The sequence below is a fragment of the Virgibacillus sp. 6R genome (assembly GCF_001895305.1).
Classification (GTDB): Bacteria; Bacillota; Bacilli; order Bacillales; family Amphibacillaceae; genus Virgibacillus; species Virgibacillus pantothenticus.
Window position 1 is genome coordinate 474335 of the sequence record NZ_CP017762.1, and the last position, 19755, is coordinate 494089.

General features: G+C 37.9%; 15 protein-coding genes. 6 read left to right on the forward strand and 9 right to left on the reverse strand.

Translation table 11 applies throughout. The features are described from left to right. Positions 1–66 precede the first annotated feature (66 nt). The 6 genes from BKP57_RS02345 to zapA form a co-directional block, all read right to left on the reverse strand. Entirely contained in the window at positions 67–1752 is a 1686-nt protein-coding gene (locus BKP57_RS02345; RefSeq protein ID WP_050353316.1) for a long-chain-fatty-acid--CoA ligase, read from the reverse strand. Positions 1753–2028: 276 nt separating this feature from the next. After that, positions 2029–2445 (reverse strand): DUF350 domain-containing protein, encoded by a 417-nt coding sequence (locus BKP57_RS02350; protein ID WP_050353317.1) that lies wholly within the window; start codon positions 2443–2445, stop codon positions 2029–2031. Between the two features lie 22 nt (positions 2446–2467). Next, positions 2468–4810 (reverse strand): endonuclease MutS2, encoded by a 2343-nt coding sequence (locus tag BKP57_RS02355; RefSeq protein WP_050353318.1) that lies wholly within the window; start codon positions 4808–4810, stop codon positions 2468–2470. A 265-nt stretch (positions 4811–5075) separates the two neighbouring features. Continuing rightward, complete coding sequence (polX, locus tag BKP57_RS02360) at positions 5076–6794, reverse strand: DNA polymerase/3'-5' exonuclease PolX (protein WP_050353319.1); 1719 nt, start codon at positions 6792–6794, stop codon at positions 5076–5078. A gap of 222 nt (positions 6795–7016) precedes the next feature. Continuing rightward, entirely contained in the window at positions 7017–7562 is a 546-nt protein-coding gene (locus BKP57_RS02365) for a CvpA family protein (protein WP_072740931.1), read from the reverse strand. Between the two features lie 22 nt (positions 7563–7584). Then, complete coding sequence (gene zapA, locus BKP57_RS02370) at positions 7585–7845, reverse strand: cell division protein ZapA (protein WP_050353321.1); 261 nt, start codon at positions 7843–7845, stop codon at positions 7585–7587. A gap of 271 nt (positions 7846–8116) precedes the next feature. Between zapA and rnhC the strand changes: the two genes are divergently transcribed. Further along, positions 8117–9055: a ribonuclease HIII gene (gene rnhC / locus BKP57_RS02375; RefSeq protein WP_072740932.1), complete on the forward strand. Its 939-nt coding sequence runs from the start codon at positions 8117–8119 to the stop codon at positions 9053–9055. Positions 9056–9439: 384 nt separating this feature from the next. Here the strand turns inward: rnhC and pheT are convergent, their stop codons facing one another. The 3 genes from pheT to BKP57_RS02390 form a co-directional block, all read right to left on the reverse strand. After that, positions 9440–11866 carry a phenylalanine--tRNA ligase subunit beta gene (gene pheT, locus BKP57_RS02380; RefSeq protein WP_072740933.1) on the reverse strand — a complete coding sequence of 809 codons (2427 nt, stop codon included), beginning with the start codon at positions 11864–11866 and terminating at the stop codon, positions 9440–9442. A 14-nt stretch (positions 11867–11880) separates the two neighbouring features. Further along, a complete protein-coding gene (gene pheS / locus BKP57_RS02385) occupies positions 11881–12915 on the reverse strand; it encodes a phenylalanine--tRNA ligase subunit alpha (RefSeq protein ID WP_050353323.1) in 1035 nt (344 codons plus the stop codon). 346 nt (positions 12916–13261) lie between these two features. Beyond that, positions 13262–14008: a TrmH family RNA methyltransferase gene (locus tag BKP57_RS02390; RefSeq protein WP_249664571.1), complete on the reverse strand. Its 747-nt coding sequence runs from the start codon at positions 14006–14008 to the stop codon at positions 13262–13264. A 308-nt stretch (positions 14009–14316) separates the two neighbouring features. Here BKP57_RS02390 and sspI point away from each other — a divergent pair, with 308 nt between their 5' ends. The 5 genes from sspI (at position 14317) to BKP57_RS02415 (ending at position 19692) form a co-directional block, all read left to right on the forward strand. After that, entirely contained in the window at positions 14317–14538 is a 222-nt protein-coding gene (gene sspI / locus BKP57_RS02395) for a small acid-soluble spore protein SspI (RefSeq protein WP_050353324.1), read from the forward strand. A gap of 522 nt (positions 14539–15060) precedes the next feature. Next, complete coding sequence (locus BKP57_RS02400) at positions 15061–16638, forward strand: flagellar basal body-associated FliL family protein (RefSeq protein ID WP_083547181.1); 1578 nt, start codon at positions 15061–15063, stop codon at positions 16636–16638. Between the two features lie 39 nt (positions 16639–16677). Further along, the gene (locus BKP57_RS02405) at positions 16678–17901 is read left to right on the forward strand and encodes an ABC transporter permease (RefSeq protein ID WP_072740934.1); all 1224 of its coding nucleotides are present in this window, start codon (positions 16678–16680) and stop codon (positions 17899–17901) included. Further along, the gene (locus BKP57_RS02410) at positions 17898–19028 is read left to right on the forward strand and encodes an ABC transporter permease (protein WP_072740935.1); all 1131 of its coding nucleotides are present in this window, start codon (positions 17898–17900) and stop codon (positions 19026–19028) included. Before BKP57_RS02405 ends, BKP57_RS02410 begins: the two co-directional genes overlap by 4 nt. Next, entirely contained in the window at positions 19021–19692 is a 672-nt protein-coding gene (locus BKP57_RS02415) for an ABC transporter ATP-binding protein (RefSeq protein WP_050353328.1), read from the forward strand. The genes BKP57_RS02410 and BKP57_RS02415 overlap by 8 nt, the downstream gene beginning before the upstream one ends. The last annotated feature ends 63 nt before the right edge of the window (positions 19693–19755 follow it).

Here is a 19755-nt window from a genome sequence, read left to right on the forward strand (position 1 = left end):
TATCTCCTTTTAAGAAAACTGTCAATTGCTAAGCTTGTATAACTATAGCGAAAAAAGAGCCTAAGCTCATTTAACTTGAAGCTTTTCTTTCTCTTCATCAACAAGTTGTCTTCTAAGAATTTTACCAACTGCTGTTTTGGGAAGCTCTTGCCGAAATTCGTAAATGCGGGGTACTTTAAATGCTGCTAAATGTTGCCTGCAATACGTATTTAAATCGGTCTCAGTTATTGAGTAACCTGGTTTTAAAACAATATAGGCTTTAACAGTTTCCCCCCGATACGGATCGGGAACACCTGCAACAACTACTTCTTGAATAGCCTCATGTTCATATAATACTTCCTCTACTTCACGAGGATATATATTGTAACCCCCAGCAATAATCATATCCTTTTTACGATCCACAACATAAAAATAGCCATCCTCTGTTTGGTAACCAAGATCACCAGTAAGTAACCAGCCATCTTTTAATACTTGGGCTGTTTCCTCTGGATTATTCCAATACCCCTTCATAATTTGCGGTCCCTTTACAGCAATTTCACCAACCTCTCCAATAGGAGCTTCTTCCATGGTTTCAGCATCTATAATTTTGGCATCTGTATCCGGCCAAGGTACTCCAATACTTCCGCTCCTTCGTTCATGCCAAACAAAATTAGCATGTGTAACAGGGGACGTTTCCGTTAGACCATACCCTTCTACAAGTTTTCCTCCTGTCACCTTCTCAAACTGTTCCTGTATTTCCATTGGTAACGGAGCAGAACCACTAATACAAGCTTCAATAGATGATAAATCATACTGTTCTAATTTAGGGTGATTTAACAAAGCTACATAAATTGTGGGCGCTCCAGGGAATAGCGTCGGCTTATATTTATCAATTGTTTTCAAGACTTCCGTAGCATCAAATTTAGGTAGCAAGATCATTTTTGCACCAATCATAATCGCATTATTCATTACTGCTGTCATTCCGTATACGTGAAAGAAGGGCAGTACTCCTAAAACAATCTCTTCACCAGGTATTATGTTATAAATCCACGCTTGGCACATTTGTACATTGGAAACCAAATTATAATGCGTAAGCATAACTCCTTTTGGATTGCCTGTTGTACCTCCTGTATACTGCAATAAGGCCAAGTCTTCTTTAGCATCAACGGTAACCTTCTCATATGCAGGCTGAGCGATATCCATCATATAATCCCATACATGCACATCTTCTGATTGTTCTACCTTTACAACCATATTGTACTGTTTCTTTTGGATATAAGGATAGATAAGATTTTTAGGAAATGGCAGATAATCTTTGATACTTGCAACAATAGTATGCTTTACATCCGTATTATTTTTGACGTTCATAACACGGGGTAATAAAATATCCAAACATACGATAATAGTAGCACCAGAGTCCTTCAACTGATATTCTAACTCTCGTTCCTTATAAAGTGGATTCGTCTGCACGACGATGCCACCAGCCATTAAGGCTCCATAATAAGCGATTACAGATTGTGGACAATTTGGTAGCATTATAGCAATTCGGTCCCCCTTCTCCATACCTAGCCGCTGTAGATAGTTCGCCATTTTAGTTGCTTGCAAATAAAGTTCTTCATACGTCATATCCTTCCCCATAAAATGAAGCGCTTTCTTTTTCGGAAATGTTTCAGCACTCTCCAGTAAAAATGCATGAAGTGGCTTTTCATCATATTGAATGGATGTCTTTATTTCAGGTGGGTAGTGCTGATGCCAGCTTCTAGTTCCTCCCATGCTTTTTCCTCCCTTTCCTTTATATTTAATTATATTATACCGATTAATCGCTATTTTTTGAAATATTATTTAATTTTTTATGAAAAAACTTGGCATGACTGCCAAGTTTCAAATGATAAGTTCCGTTTTTTTGATGCAACTATTTTAACGACTATCACACACACCTACTGTTAAGGTTCATTATGTCATCAACCATATAATCCCAACAATAATAAAAATCGCAGCTACTACGATTAAAATCTTTGCTAAACGATCCAATACCATTGTTTTTCCCCCTCACCCTATGCTTGCACCAATAACAAATGCTAATCCTACAGAAATGATCATTGAAATAAATCCCACTGCTTTGTTTCCATTCCCAATTTCCTCGTCCACTTTAAGTACGGGAGTTAAAAATTCAAATACAAAATAACCAAGTAATAGCAAAATAAATCCGAATACACCCCAACCTATACTTTGAACTAAGGTGTCATTATGTTCGATGGAATAGCGGAAAATAATCGCAATCCCGAATATTTTCCCACCAGTTGCCATCGCTACTGCAAAATTTCCTTTTTTAATCTCTTCCCAATTTTTATACGATGTGACGATTTCTAATATAGCTAAAAACACAAGGGTACATAGAATAACCACACTGTACCTAGCGGCAGTCTGTACAACAATATTTTCCCAAAAGGCTGCTCCAATCTCCATCACAATCACCTCTCGTTTTACCCTATTTTAAACGAATGACAGTTACCCCACTGCCGCCTTCTCCAGATGATCCAGGTCTAGAATCAGAAATTCTTGGATGCTGCTTGACGAATTCCTGTACCCCTTTACGAAGTGCTCCTGTACCTTTACCATGAATAATAGAAACCCTCGGATAACCTGCTAGTAGCGCATCATCCATATACTTCTCCAGCTTTAATAATGCATCTTCTAACCGTTCCCCACGTAAATCCAGCTCTGTCTTCACATGGTAGTTACTACCCTTTATTGTTGTAATTGGTTGTTCATATTTCTGTTTTGATTTACCCATATATTGTAAATCTTTCCGATCTACTTTTACTTTCATAATTCCAACTTGGACCAAGTATTCATGGTCATTGATTTTTTCTAGTACGGTTCCCTTTTGATTAATGGTTAGCAGTTTAATATCATCACCTGGCTTTAATTCCTTTACTTCTTTATTAGCTGAGGATGGGGTTACGTCTTTTTTCGTAGATAGCTCAGGTTTAGCGGAGTCAAGCAGCTTCTTAGCCTCGATCCACTCATGCTCCTTCCATTCCGCTTCACGATGCATGTTACGAATTTCTTGAACGATTATTTCAGCTTCTTCACGCGCTCTTTGAATAGCTTTATCGGCTTTTTCCTCTGCTTTTTGGTACAGCTTTTCCCGTTTATCTTGCCACTCGTTCCAAGCATTCATCAGATCCTGATACAATGATTCAGCTTGCATCAGCAGTTCATGTGCCTGTTCATAATCCTTTTCTGCCCTATTTTGAGACTGTTCTAAGGAAGCAATCATATTCTCTACGTTTTTAGAATCGATTCCTATATATGACTTTGCATGTTCTATTAGCTTACTGGAAAGACCTAAACGTCTAGAAATATCAAAAGCATTACTTCTACCGGGAATTCCTAACAACAAACGGTAGGTTGGACGCAACGTTTCAACATCAAACTCAACCGAAGCATTTACAACTTGCTTTCGATTATAACCGTATGCCTTCAATTCTGGATAATGCGTCGTCGCGATTACTCGCGCTTGTCTGTCAATGACTTCATCCAGAATGGCCATTGCTAAAGCTGCTCCTTCTTGAGGATCAGTACCAGCCCCTAGCTCGTCAAACAGCACAAGAGTTTGTTCATCCACCTGCTTTAAAATTTCTACAATGGTAGTCATGTGAGAGGAAAATGTACTTAAATTTTGTTCAATGGATTGCTCATCACCGATATCAGCGAATATATGGGAAAACACTCCAAATTTACAACCATCTAATGCCGGTACTTGTAATCCAGATTGAGCCATCATCGAACAAAGACCGACCATTTTTAAGGTTACCGTTTTTCCACCTGTATTTGGACCTGTAATCACAATTGCTGTAAATCTCTCGCCTAGCTCGATATCATTAGCCACTACTTCACGGGGGTCGATTAATGGGTGTCGTGCTTGCTTCATTTTAATAATTCCACGGTCATTCATCATTGGCTTAGAGCCTTTAATCGACTGACCATATTTAGCTCTAGCAAAAATGACATCCATTTTTCCAAGTATATGAACGTTATGCTCTAATGGAATTGCTTCCTCAGCAATTAGCGAACTAAGCTCCATTAAAATTCGTTCTATTTCTCTTTTTTCGTTAACGATCGCTTCTTGCAATTGATTGTTTATATCTACTACTGCCTTCGGTTCCATAAATAACGTCTGTCCCGAGGCAGATTGATCGTGAACAATGCCTCCGATAGATGCACGATATTCTTGTTTTACTGGAAGAACATAGCGATCATTTCGTATTGTTATAATCGCGTCCGACAGTTTATTACTATGGGTTCTTGTAAAGCTGTCCAGCTTTTCTCTCACTCTGCTTTCCAATGTTCGAATGGAAGAGCGAATTCCTCGTAATTTTTCCGATGCACTATCCAGTACATGCCCATGATCATCCACACAACGATTTATCGCTTGTTCCAGATGCCGTAATGGCGTAATTTCTTCAACCATAGCATGTAGAATAGGAAGATCTTCTTCCAGTTCTTCCATAAAATCCTTCGCAGTTCTTCCACCATAAATGGTACTCGATACTTCAATACATTCTCCTGCGGTTAACACTCCACCAATAGAAACACGTTTTAAGCTTGGACGAATATCAAAAACTCCACCAAGTGGTAAGGTTTTATTTAAGCGCTCTACATGGGTTGCTTCATCCGTCTCATCTTGCAATCGAACCACTGTTTCCATATCAGTGGCAGGACGAATTTGTTTCATCTGCTGTTTTCCAATCGATGTTTCTGCATAGTTGATTAATTGTTCAATAATTTTATCAAACTCGAGTACGCGAATCATGCGCTCGTTCATGTCAATAACTCCTTTCCCGAAAAACAAATCAGCTAACTGACAGCCCAAGGCAGTTTGTCACCCATGAACATTTTCAAACATCTTACAGCATTGAGGTCATTTAGCTGGCGGGAGCGTAAAATTAATGTTTCCTACATCCTGCTTCTATTTTCATTTTTATTACTCGAATGAAGTTCCGGCTATCGTCCGGAAAATCTACTTGTTATATTGGGACATTTCTTGATACTTGTTTTTGTTTCTTTCTCTCCTTATAAAAAAGCAGGGTTTACTTATTCCTCTGAAAGTAAGCAATTAATTCTTGTGTAGACCAAGTATTCATCACAGTCGTTTGTTTTATCCATCCTTTTCGGGCTATGGACACACCATATACCATATGCTCAAGCATTTGATAATTATGAGCATCTGTATTTATCGCTAAAGGAACCCCTATTTCTTGTGCCTTACGAGCCCATTGATGAGATAAATCAAGTCGATTTGGGTTTGCATTAATCTCTAATGCTGTATTTGTTTCTTTTGCTTTTTCGATTAGTTTATGCATATCGACTTGATAACCAGGTCTCCTGCCAATTAATCTCCCTGTAGGATGAGCAATTATTGATACGTAAGGGTTCTCCAATGCTGTTTCTAACCGGTACATGATTTGCTCTTCAGTTTGATTAAAACTGGAATGTATGGAAGCAATAACAAAATCCATCTCCCGTAAAAATGCATCCGAGAAATCAAGACTTCCATCAGGTAGAATATCCATTTCAACACCTGAAAAAATATGAATATCTGAATATTTTTCGTTTAAACGGGCTATTTCTTCTTGCTGTTTACGTAACCTTGTTTCACTTAATCCGTTAGCAACCTTTAAAAACTTGGAGTGGTCAGTAATAGCGATATATTGGTATGATTTTTTCATTGCTTGTGTGACCATTTCTTCTAACGATTGTGCACCATCGCTCCAGGTTGTGTGCATATGCAAATCGCCTTTTATATCAGAAAGCTCCACAAGCGGATAGGGGGATTGAAATACTTCCGTCTCTCCTGTATTTTCCCTTAATTCAGGAGGAATATAATGCAACCCAAAATGATTAAAAAAAGCTTCTTCTGTATCGAATGTAAGAATTTCTCCAGTTTCTTCGTTTTCGACACCGTATTCATTTATTTTTTCACCACGTGCTTTTGCTAGCTGACGCATGGATACATTATGCTCCTTTGAGCCAGTAAAATGGTGCAGGGTAGAAGCAAATTCTTCTTTTTTCACCATGCGAAAATCAACATTCACATCGTATACATCTTCGATTACAATGGATACTTTGGTTTCTCCTTTAGCAACGATATTCTTTATGCCATCTATCTTTAATAAAGCGTTCCGTACCGCAGTTGGCTGCTCTGTTGCAATGATAAAATCGATATCTTTGACTGTCTCTCTCATACGACGTAAGCTGCCCGCTCTCGAAAAACGATCCACTTCATCGATTTGACCTAAGTAGTTTTCGATTTTTTCGGCTAATGGCAACATAATAGCAATCGGGAGACGTTCCGGACGTTTTCCCGCTTCTTCAAGTGCTGCTATGAGTTTCTCGGCTGTTTTTTTACCAAAACCTGCTAATTGTTCAACCTGCCCGGACTCACATGCTTCCTTTAATCCCTTAGCATCTGTAATGCCAAGCTCTTGATAAAGCTTAGCAATCTTCTTACCACCAAGACCAGGTAGTTGCAATAAGGAAAGCAAGCTTTTTGGGACTTGCTGTTCTTGGTCTTGCAATGTCTTTGATTGTCCTGTTTGAATATACTCCTGAATAACGGCGCTTGTTCCCTTGCCAATGCCCTTTATTTTTGCAAAGTCATCGATTTCCTCAAGTGAACGATCGTCTCTTTCCAGTGCCTGAGCAGCTTTACGATAGGCATTGATTTTAAATGGATTTTCTCCTTGTAATTCGAGATACGTCGCTATTGTTTCCATCAACTTAATAACATCTTTTTTATTTATCTTCATACATCTTCACCAGTCCTACTCCCCTATAATTAACAAAACGACGATAAAATGATAATGTGTATTTACAGATGAGTGTTTTTTTCTCAACCATTATTCATGCCTGGTGCCTGCATCTATAAGTTTGTCGAGCTAATCTAGATGTAAATTTGAAGTAAAACACCTACCCACACCATCTCTTATTTCCGCTACATAGTTCCATTCGCTATTGATGTATGATGTGCATCATCTATCTGCCACATGTGTAAACCAAAGCTCTTTAATTTCCCCTGAAAAATAAGGCGTATGCTCAATGATAAACAACGCTACTGCTGAATCATTTATCCATGTTTGTATTTGAGCAACCGGGATTAAAGCTACAATATATAGAAGGATAAAGAGTAATAAGTATATTTCCACAAAGCCAAGAATAGCTCCCAATAATTTATTCACAGACTTTAAAATAGGTAAAGAAGCTACAAAATCAAGCATCGACGCTATAATTTGCAACACAATTTTCACAGCTATAAATATAAGCAAAAACGCAATTGCATTATAAAATCCCGATTCAAGAGGCAAATCTTGTAAAAATGCCGCCCATTTTCCATCTTCATTTAAATCAGGATAAGGAATCCATAAGGGTAGTTTAAGGCCTAAGTCATCATAATACAAAGCAGCAACAATAAATGCTGCAATGAAACCGATGAGATGGAATAGCTGCAAAATGAATCCTCGTTTTAATCCAATTAAAAAACCTACCATTAATAACAACAGTAATAAAATATCAACCATATGTGAATGTTCCTCTTTCTAGTTAGTTATCCTTTTTTTTCATAGCACCTAATAAAGAAGCGTATTCTTCTTTTAATTTCAAATAATCATTCATTGTATTTACAGCAGTTAGTACAGCTAATCTTGTCGTGTCAAGTTGTCTGTTCGCTTCTTGGATTTCATTCATTTTCTGATCCACTAAACTGGCGACTAATTTAATATGATTTTGTGGCTCTGTTCCTATAATGGTATAGGTACGATTATGTATTTCTACAGTTGTTCGTGTTTTTTCATCTTTGGCCACGTGTAAATCCTCCCTGATTAAGAAAATTGTTCACCTTATCTTAACATGAAGTGAGCCATTTAGGAAACTATCCACTTCTTTAGAATGCGATTTTGTCAGTGGTTTGCTGAAATATAAATTTTGCTTTAGTATAAAATAAGACTTCAATTTCTAGGGGACTTTTTTGGACTTATTAGCTGCACGAAATAAAATGCAAGCCTACAAAAAGTATCAACTGTTTACATATGTTCTTAATTTAATACAAAATAGAGAATGATTGGAGAGAATACGATTGCCGCAATATGTATATCAATTTCCCAGTAAAACCATTGCGCAAATGAAAGATTATTATGCAAATTCTTCTGTAACTCCTCCACCGGGAGCAATTTTTCGCGCAAAAACAAGTGAAGCAGTTATTACAGCGTATAAATCAGGGAAAGTTTTATTTCAAGGGTCTTCCCCGGAAAAAGCCGCAAGCATTTGGCAGCAGGATGCAAGCACGATTCCCGCAAATGCTGCAAAGTCAAGAAAACATAAATCACACGCCTATGCTCCTGATCCGAAACTTTTTTCAAGTAATCACGCCGGCACAGATGAAGCAGGAACAGGTGACTATTTTGGCCCGATTACAGTTGCTGCTGTCTATCTGACGAAAACACAAATTGACCTGCTTAAAAGTCATGGAGTAACTGACTCCAAAGCTTTGACCGATACGAAAATTCGCCAATTGGCCCAAGAAATAACCAACTTAAATATTCCTTATTCACTTATTGTTCTACGGAATGAAAAATATAATAAATTGCAAAGTCAGGGCTGGACACAGGGAAAGATGAAGACAATGCTTCACCATCATGCCATCCAAAGGCTCCTGAAAAAAGTGGACCAAAGGTTTATGGACGGGATTATCATTGACCAATTTTGTGAGCCTTCTGTTTACAAAAAGCATCTGGCATCGGAAAAACAGACGCTGACGTCCTCCACGTTTTTTATTACAAAAGCAGAAAGCTACTCGACTTCAGTTGCTGCAGCCTCCATCCTTGCACGTACTAGTTTTCTAAAACAGATGGATCAATTATCAGAACAAACAGGGATAATATTACCCAAAGGTGCCTCTCAAAAGGTAGATCAAACTGCTGCCACAATTATGAAAAAATACGGAACAGACGTTTTGTCAAAAATTGCTAAAATTCATTTTGCCAATACAACAAAAGCGCAAGTTTATTTAAAATAAAGTAAACCTTCATTCAGTAGGGTCTGCTATGAAATGGTAGATCAAAGGCTAAGATCGTAGGCGTCTTCGAAATAGAAAGAGAATTTTTTTCTGCGTACGAGGCGCTGTAATATTTCCGCGGATTTGAAAAAGAAGAACCCTTTTTTTCGTATTACGGCTCCTGCAATTGGCATCTTGCCGCCCCGAAAGAATTAGGCATGGGACTTGAAATTCGATTTCCTACTAGGTTTCCCCTAGTAGCTTGAAAGAAGCCAACTTACATCTAAGATTAATCCATTGGCTCTTCCTTAGCTTCTGTATCTAAAAGGGCACCCACCTTATCCAAGAGAATGGGACAGATGGATGCCCTATTGTTTAGATGAAATAACACATCCAAGAAAGGAATTAAGAGCGAATATAGGCAGCAAATTTATCTTTCACTGCAGTAATAATTTGTTCATAAGAAGCTTGGACCTCGTCATCGGTCAATGTTTTTTCAGGGTGCTGATAAACTAAATGAAAGGCTACTGACTTCTTCCCAGCTTTTAAATGTTCTCCTTCATAAACATCAAAGACAGATACATGTTTAACTAACGGAGCACCAACATCCATAATTACTTGCTTTACTTCAGCTGCAAGCACGCTGCTATCAAGTACAAAAGCAATATCTCGATCAATGGAAGGATACTTAGGAATCTCTTGATAAGAAGGTTCTTCATTGTACGCGCTCAATAATTCTTCCATATTTACATCAAATACATACGTCTCTTTTAAATCTAATTGGTTTTGCAAATGTGGATGCAACTGGCCAACAAATCCAATTGTTCTTCCTTCTAACTGAAGTGAAGCCGTTCTTCCTGGATGCATATCCTGATGTTTTAATGGCTGGAAAGCTACGGAACAACCAAGAAAAGTAAATAATTTCTCTAATATGCCTTTGACAACATAGAAATCTACTTGTTTACTTTCTTGCTGCCACGGATGGTGAATCCAATTTCCGGTTATAGCTCCCGCCAAACGGAGTCGCTCTTCCGGTTGCTTCGTTAACGTTTTTTCGGTAGTTAAAAATGTTTTCCCAATTTCATAATAACCTAAATCAAATTGATTACGAGCTCTATTATGAGCTAACACACGAAGGATTTCTGGTAAAAGGCTTATTCGCAAAAATTTATGATCTGCGCTCATTGGTAAAGCTAATTCAATCGGTACATAGTTTGCTTCCGCTAACTCAGGGCTAATTAAAGTATTAGCCGCTGCTTCACTGATTAACGTATAGGTGCGACTTTCTAATAATCCGGAAGCTTCCATGAGGTGCTTTATTTTGCGAAGTAATAGCTGCCTTTCTGTGAGCCCACCTGCCTGCCCTGCTCCTACTGGCAATGTATACGGCAGTTTATCATAACCGTAGATACGTGCCACTTCTTCTAACATATCTTCAAAAATAGTAATATCGCCTCTACGTGTCGGAATGTGAACAAGATATTCATTGCCCTTTGGTTCAAATTCAAACTGCAGGCGCTTTAAAGCATCTTCTACATCTGAGGTCACTAATGATGTACCAAGTCGTTTGTTGATTTCATCTATATTTATTTCTACTTGTTTTTGCCCACGATTTAGTTCATCAAACGCAACAACCCCTTTTGCAACCGTTGCATTTGCGTATTTTTCCAGTAATTCGCATGCACGAAGCCCCGCTTCTTTTACCCGGTTTGGATCGACCCCTTTTGTAAACCGTGTACTGGACTCGCTTCGAAGACCCGTCGCCTTTACGGCATTCATGACTATAGCTGGATCAAAATAAGCTGCTTCCAGCAAAATATTCTTCGTCGTATCCGTTACTTCCGTAGATAGACCACCCATTACACCTGCTAAAGCAATTGGTTCCTTTCCATTGGTAATAACTAAATGGTCTTTAGATAAAACTCGTTCCTGCTCATCTAATGTAATAATGGTTTCTTTCTCTTTCGCATGACGAACAACGATTTTATCCGATTGTAATTTATCGTAATCAAAAGCATGCAGTGGCTGCCCATATTCCAGCAACACATAGTTCGTTATATCAACAACATTATTAATCGGGCGAATGCCAGCTGCTATTAAATAATTTCGCATCCATAAAGGAGATGGCTGTATAGTTACGTTCCGTATAACAAAAGCGCCATAATACGGGTTTGCATTAGGTGCCTCTACTTGAACAGCGATATAGTCATTGGCAGCACCTGTTGCCATCGTTGGCTCTGGATTTGGCAAGCGTACCTCTCTATTTAAAATAGCTCCCACTTCATAGGCTACTCCTAACATCGACAAGCAATCCGCACGATTTGGGGTTAGGTCAAATTCCAGAACCGCATCATTCAAGTTTAGTAAAGGCTCTACTGACTCTCCAACGGTCACATCAGTTGGAAATACATAGATACCGTCAGCTACATCTTTTGGTACATATTTTTCTTCAATGCCTAGCTCTTGCAGGGAGCAGATCATACCATTAGATTCGACACCGCGTAATTTAACCCGTTTAATTTTGAAGTTCCCAGGAAGAACAGCGCCTGGCTTCGCAACTGCTACTTTTTGACCTTGGGCGACATTCGGAGCTCCACATATAATTTGTAACGTCTCATCTCCAACATCTACTTGGCATAAATGAAGTTTGTCAGCATTCGGATGCTTTTCACAAGATACAACATAGCCAATAACGACATTTTCACTTTTTTCGGCTACATATTCAATGCCATCGACTTCAATCCCTGATTTTGTAATTTTATTTGCTAATTCTTCTGGACTTACATCTGTTATATCTACATAATTCTTTAACCAATTTAATGATACTAACATGCAAACCTTCCTCCCTAAGCGTTATGATATTGCGTTAAAAAACGAATGTCGTTCGTGTAAAATTGGCGAATATCTTTAATTCCATATTTCAGCATAGCGATCCGTTCTGGTCCCATACCGAAAGCAAACCCACTGTACACTTCTGGATCGTACCCAGCCATTGAAAGTACATTTGGATGTACCATACCAGCACCTAATATTTCAATCCAGCCTGACCTTTTACAAATCGAACAGCCTTTACCTGCACACGCTTTACAGGAAATATCGATTTCTACAGATGGCTCTGTGAACGGGAAAAAACTCGGACGAAAACGAATTTCTCGATCACTTCCGTACATTTTCTTTGTAAAAACATCTAGTACGCCTTTCAAATCACTCATTTTCACATCTTTATCTACATATAATCCTTCAATTTGCGTAAACTGATGTGAATGCGTGGCATCATCTGTATCACGACGGTAAACTTTACCAGGAGAAATCATCTTTACTGGCTTGTTACCACCGTATTCGAGCATTGTTCTTGCTTGCACTGGAGATGTTTGTGTACGCATTAATAACTCTTTTGTAATGAAAAATGTATCCTGCATCTCTCGCGCTGGATGATTTTTTGGCAGATTTAATGCTTCAAAATTGAAATAGTCGGTTTCAACCTCTGGTCCTTCCCGTACTTCAAATCCCATACCAATGAACAAATCTTCAATTTCTTCAATCACCTTTGTCAATAAATGTGGCCCTCCAAGCCTTACTGGTCTACCAGGAAGAGTGACATCAATCGTTTCTTGTTCTAATTGCTGCTCTAATGCTATTTCCTCTAGTTTTTCCATCTGCTGTTCTAAGCTCTTGGTTATTTGCTCACGCACTTTATTAGCAAGTTCACCAATAATTGGTCGTTCCTCTTTAGATAGCTTTCCCATTCCTCGTAGCACACTTGTCAATGAACCTTTTTTTCCTAGATAAGCCACTTTGATCTCCTGCAGTTCATTGGTATCTGTTGCTTGAGAAATCTTTTCTAAAGCTTCTTGTTCTATTGATTGCAACTGCTCTTTCATTTTCCATTTCCTCCTTCATTCGCTCTTTCTATAGCATGAAAGCATAACAAAAAGCCTCCTCCCAGCAAGGGACGAGGCATATGTCGCGGTACCACCCTAGTTCATACATTGTCTTCAATGTATCCACTTCATTCTGATAACGGAATATCCCGGAATACCTTTACTCACCGTTCGTGAGGTCCAAGTATCTGCTCCAGAGTGAAAGGATGAACACTGCTACGATGAAATGCTTTCAGTCTCTGGCACTTCTCCCTGTAAACGTATGGGTAGGCAGGTTATCCGCTCTTTCAACGCTTTTGCTATAAAGTTATATATATTATAGAGAATTACGTCATTGTTTGCAACATTATGAGCGTAAATAGTACATTAAAATTCCAGCAGCCACACTTACGTTTAGTGATTCAGCTTGTCCGTATATAGGTATCGTAACCCGTTTATCCGCTATATCCATAATGTCTGACCGTACTCCGTTCCCTTCATTACCAACAATTAGTGCTGTTTTTGTGACGGGTTTAACTTCTGTATAGTTATCTGCATCTGTTAAAGCAGTTACCCAGATTCCAAAGCCCGCTTCTTTTAACAATGGTATTTCAGCTAACAAATCAGCATGACGAACAGGGATATGAAACAAGGACCCCTGTGTTGCACGAACGACTTTATCATTAAATACATCTACCGTTCCTTCTCCTAATATTACTTCAGAAAAACCTGCAGCATCTGCGGTACGAATAATCGTGCCTAGATTCCCCGGATCCTGAATAGCGTCAATTAATAATACAGGTCTTTGCCTTGAGCTATTTAGCTGCTTCATGGTAACAATAGCGGCAATTCCTTGGGGAGTATCCGTCTGTGATACTACAGCAAACACACTGTTTTTCACCACAACTGTTGGTATATCTCGAGCCCATTCAGGTAAAGATACACCTTCTTGAATAATCAATTCCTTAATTGTCCAATTACTCTTAAAAGCCGCTTCCACTAGATGAAAACCTTCAATGAGAAATGTTTGTGTCTTTACTCTCTCTTTTCGTTTATGTAATTTTTTCCAGTGCTTTACTTTTTCGTTTTTTATAGAAGTAATTATATGTGTCATTGCTTATCACCCTCATTCATCTTACATAGTATACATATTTTCACCTCTTCAGGTCAAACTACTTGTAAGCACAAGGTAAATAAGAGAGGGCAGCAAAAAGATTTCGGTAGCAGCACTTTTTTACGAGGAGAAAGACTGCAGTATGTTAGTATGACCTATAAATTTAATAATTTCGTATTCGCCTTAGAAATGTAAACTGTCTTTTCTGGAGGTTTTTGAACCGATTCATTCATGTTGCACGCTGCCGATTAGTAAACTTTTTGAAGCTCTGAGTTAAAAGTAAAAAACCTTGTAAAGGAGGAAACGATTTGGATCTAAATTTACGTGAGGCAATACTTAGCAATATTGCTTCCAACAACCAAGACCAATTAGAAGCAACTATTGTAGATGCAGTGCAAAGTGGCGAAGAGAAAATGCTACCTGGTCTAGGAGTGCTATTCGAATTAATCTGGGAACATGCAGATGAACAAGATAAGCACCATATGTTGGAAGCGCTAGAGCAAGGTGTAAAGCAAGCGACAGCACGATAACCATTCCGCCGTTTAAACGGCGGTTTATTATGCCCTATCATCGCGTCTCCAAACGGTGTACGGCTTACGCCTTTGATGCGCGATTTTTCTGGCTTTGTTTCGATACATCACTATATCTGTTCGTATTAGAATTCGAGCTCAAGCTACGGATTTTTCGCTATCCAAATATACCATTCTTATTGTGAAATTTTTAACATGATATATATTGATTTTCACAACCCTCGGCTATCAAAAAATAGTATTAACTGCCTATTTTCAAAAACACAAGAGACCAAAGTCGCAAAAACGAGAACGAATTCATAACACCCATCGTTAATTAAATAGGTATTAGTTCCCTTTTTTTATCTTAAATTCAAACCAATGATTTCATTTTTCAGCTTATCTTGTTTGGACAAGATTTGGCACAATTTGACTATATTTTTACGAAGTGATATAAACATAACAGAAACTTCATTGTAATCCTTTTAATGATTCACTAATACAATCAAAAATGAAGTTATTTATAGAGAGGGGAAAGAAATAATGGAAGAAACAAAGAAACGGAAATTGTCACCCAAAATGCTGGTCGGCATTATTATTGGGGCAGTATTGCTGATCGGTGGAAGTGTTGCTGCATTTATTTTTGCAAATTTATCAGATAAGGAAAAATATTTTTTAGCAGAAAAAGAAACGATGGAATTTATGAATGATCAAATTGAAAAAAGATATGAAGCGGAATTAGATTGGTTCGAAACATCAAAAGAAGAACCGACAGAAACGAAATATGATTTGTCAGCAGAATCCAATCTACCTAGTAGTGATATGGGTATGGGGGAAATGGACCCAGTACAGCTGATTAATAATTCCACTATTTCCATCACACACGCTGCTGATATGAAAAATAAAAAAATGTCTGGAGAGCTTAAAGCAGATATTGGTGGAATTCAAGTTGATAACGTTTCATTTCACTTAACTTCCGAACAGTTTATGCTTGGCTTGCCATTCCTTGATGAATTGCTCTCTATAAAAGGAGAGAATGTCGGTAACTTGATGAAGCAAATAGATCCAATGACTTTCACTGGAGAAGAAAAAATTGACTTTGGTGCCTTCTTTGAAGGTGCATTTTCCGAAGAGGATATCGAATATATCCAAGAACAGTATGGTAAATTCATCTATGAACAATTACCTGACGATGCGTTTAAAACAGAAAATGAAAGCATTAAAGTCCATGACGAGTCTTTAAAAACAGAAAAAATAACCATGCAATTAAGCGAAGAAAAGGTAAAAGACATTTTAAAGAAGGTCATCGAAAAATTACAAAAAGATGATAAAATGAAAGAGCTTTTTCGCAAATATATCGAGGATCAATCAATGGGAACATCGGCTCTACCTGAAGTAAAAAATGAAATTGACCAAGTAATGGAAGACTTAGATGAATCTTTAGCGAAAACAAAAACGGATGTAGATAAATTACAAGTTCCAGATGGTTTAACATCAACGATTTGGGTACATGATGATTTAATTGCTCAGCGCGATTTTAGCGTCAAGCTTGGTCCAGACAAAGAACAGCTTGCGACGATTAAAATTAAAGGTACACAACTGCTCACAGAAGAGAAGCAACAATTTAACCTTGACTTAGGCGTTGTAGACTCTGTTAGTGAAGGTAAAATGAACCTAGCAGGAGATTTATCATGGAAGGATCAGAAAGCAGATGATTCTATTAAACTCACTATGGACGATCTTGCGCTTACCTATGATGGCACCGAAACATTAAAAGATGGCAAGCGTGATTTTGAACGTACGATCAGTTTCCAAGATCCATATACTGATAGTATGCAAGTTGTATGGAGCGGTACGTCTGCTTATAAAGAAGATCAAATGAGCGGAGAACATAGCTTTGCTTTTACGGCTCCAAACGAAACTCAAAATCTATTTTCACTTAACGTTGCTGTTGATGGAAAAACGATTGACAAGGTAAAAATTCCAAATGATGATAAGACAAAAAATATCGGAACAATGAATGAGCAAGAACTCATGGAATACTTTGAAACTGAAGTAACTCCTAAATTCCAAGGCTGGATGGTAGAGATGCTATCAGCCACTGGAAACATGGAATTTTAATCTAGCGATAAATACTTGGATGAAATGGAAGTGCCCATCATGCATTTCATAAGAACAACGTTTTTGTTTTTAAAATATGATTTATTACAGCTTAAGAGGAAGTGGTTGACACTTCCTCTTGTTTTACTATTTCCCGTTATCATGGTCGGTTTACTTGCGGTTATGATCATCACATTCGTTATACCAGAGGATCAGAGTCCTATCCAAGTCGGACTAGTAGACTTGGACGAATCAAAGGAAACCAAATTGCTGGTTGACATGTTGGATGAAGCGTCCCAGCTGGGTAGTTACATTCACATACATAATATGAAAGAAACAGCGGCAAAACAAAAAATTAGTAGTAATGAGCTAAGTTCATACATTGTATTTCCAGAGAACTTTACAGCAAATCTGTATCAAGGAATTCCTGTTACCTTACCAATCATTGGAAATCCAAATCAACCGATTCAAAGCCAAATGGTGAAAACATTAATTGAAAGTGTTACGAGACATATAAGAGCTTCACAAGCAAATGTACTCACCATAAATCAATATGCGAAACAGCTCCCGTTAGATAATGAGACGCGTAATGATCTTGTATTTGAGCAGTTCAAAGAATTTGTCTTTTATACACTAGGAAGAAAGCAACTGATGCAAGAGGAACAAATCGTCAACCAAGCCACTGCCAACCCCATCAAGTATTATAGTCTGGCTGGTTGGTTTATCATTTTTACGATCTGGCTGCTCCTGATATACAATTTCTTATATCAAGATGTGAGCCGACGTATGCACCAAAGGATGGCTCTCTATGAGGTTAAAGTGATTCAGTTAATACTTGCGAAACTAATTGTAACATTAAGTCTAGTTACGATCATTGGCTTGGGATTATTGTTTGCGCTTATTCAATTACTGCAATGGGATGTGCAGCTAATTGATACATTGCGGATACTAATTGTTACCGTTTTGTATAGTACTTGCTTTTTACTGAGTGTCTCGATTGTAGAAGCTATAATTGCTTCACATCGATTACGATTAATCATACAAATCGGCTTTACATTACTCATTCTTTTATTAAGTGGTGCTATTATTCCAACCATCTATCTTCCTTTATCGCTACAACAAATATTGCCCTTTGCCTTTTCATCAGAAGCATTGTACTGGCTACAAGAAGTATTGCTAAATGAACGTTTATATGTTGACTATCTGCCTTTATTATTGATGACAGGCTCTGGCAGCTTTATCCTATTAGGCATTACAATTGGAAAGGAGCGCATTCACCGATGAAAGCTATTATTCATACACGCTTCTTACATTGGAAACAAGCGCCGTTTCACTTTATTTTTTGGTTGCTCTTTCCCATCATCGTTGTAGTTTTCCTTCAGTATTTGCTTGTAAATTTTCAGGCAGATACCAAGGTTCCTGTGGGGATTGTTGTAGCAGATCAGACCAACACCGCTTTTGAACTGGTAGAAAAAATAGAAGAGACTCCTTTTATTCGAGTTTACCAATTAGATGAAGAACAAGCTCTTAATCAGTTGGAAAAGCATAAGTTAGATAGTGTATTCGTCATTAAAAAAGGATATGAGGAACAAATTAATAGAGGAAGCCGGAATCGGCTGATCACTAGCTACCAGTCCGATTTATCGTTTGCGTATACCTCTGTTTCAGAAATGGTAGCCTCAATGGTTCAACAGGATACAGGACGGATAAAAACAGCCTACACTATATTGCAAATGGAAGAGCAACTAACTAACAACCAAAATTGGACGACAAAGGAAATTATAACTACGAGTAAAGAAATAGAAACAGAGCAGGACTTATTATCCGCTCACTTTCAATATCAGGGGCAAGCGGATGGGGCTAAAAGTCAATCACAATTATGGAACCCATGGGGATTATGGGTCTTATTTTCATGTTTAGCAACCTTTTTTCTGTTTGGCTGGCTTGTAAAAGAAAACCATTCTTCCGTCCGAGCTCGTTTTGCCTTTATTCGATTTCCCTTTAAAACTTACGCTTTACTAAATCTCACGTTATATACATTGATTTTATTGCTAATGGACGCTGTTACGCTAGTTATCTTCAACCATTTCCTTGCAACGACAATCGATGCTTCACGAATTGCAGCAATCATCTCTTTTCGATTCGTGATCAATGGGTTAGCTTTTTTATTTGCTTTAAAAATGAAACAGATTGTTACATACTATGGCTTATCGCTAATATTTACATTAATGCTTGCTTTAACAAGTGGAGCAATTATTCCTATTGATGGTCTTACAAATAGACTTCCACTTTTAAATGACGTGCATCCGATTATCCCGTTTCTTAATGGTACATTTCATAATTTTTGGTTTTATATGGTTGGGGTATTTATTTTCATATGGTATGTTAGAAAGGACGAAACTTATGCTTAACGTGGATTGCATTTCCAAAACGTACAATAAACAAGCTATTTTCAGCAACCTATCCTTTTCCGTTCACCCTGGAGAAATCATTGGCTTAGTAGGAGAAAATGGTGCAGGAAAATCTACTTTGCTTCAATTGCTGGCTACCTTACAGTCACCGACTACAGGAGGCATTCAATTATATGACTGGTACTATAAACAGCATCGCAAGCTTGTACGGCGCCATATCGGGTTTGTACCACAGGAGATTGCGATTTGGGACAACTTTACGGTACGAGAAAATATGATCTTCTTTGAAAAGTTAGCTTGGAAAAAGAAGTCTGAAAAAGAGTTAAAACAATTGTGTCTAGATATGAATTTAGACCGGTGGGATGAAAAAGTGCACACATTGTCAGGCGGGATGAAGCGAAAATTAAATTTAGCCATCAGCCTCATACACGATCCAGACCTTATCCTGTTAGATGAGCCAACGGTAGGGATTGATTTAAAATCCAAAAAAGAAATTGCAGCTTACTTGAAAAAATTAGCACAGGAAAAAGAAAAAATGATCCTCTACACTTCTCACGATATGGATGAAATTAACGAGTTGTGCACACGTGTTATTTGTATTGGTAAAGACCCATTTTATAAAAATCTATTGCAGCATGCTGGCAAAAAGATTATAAGTTTTTAAAAACTTGATTGGCTAAAATACAAGGATGTAGTAAAATAGTAGGAGATAAGTAGGAAGGAGAAC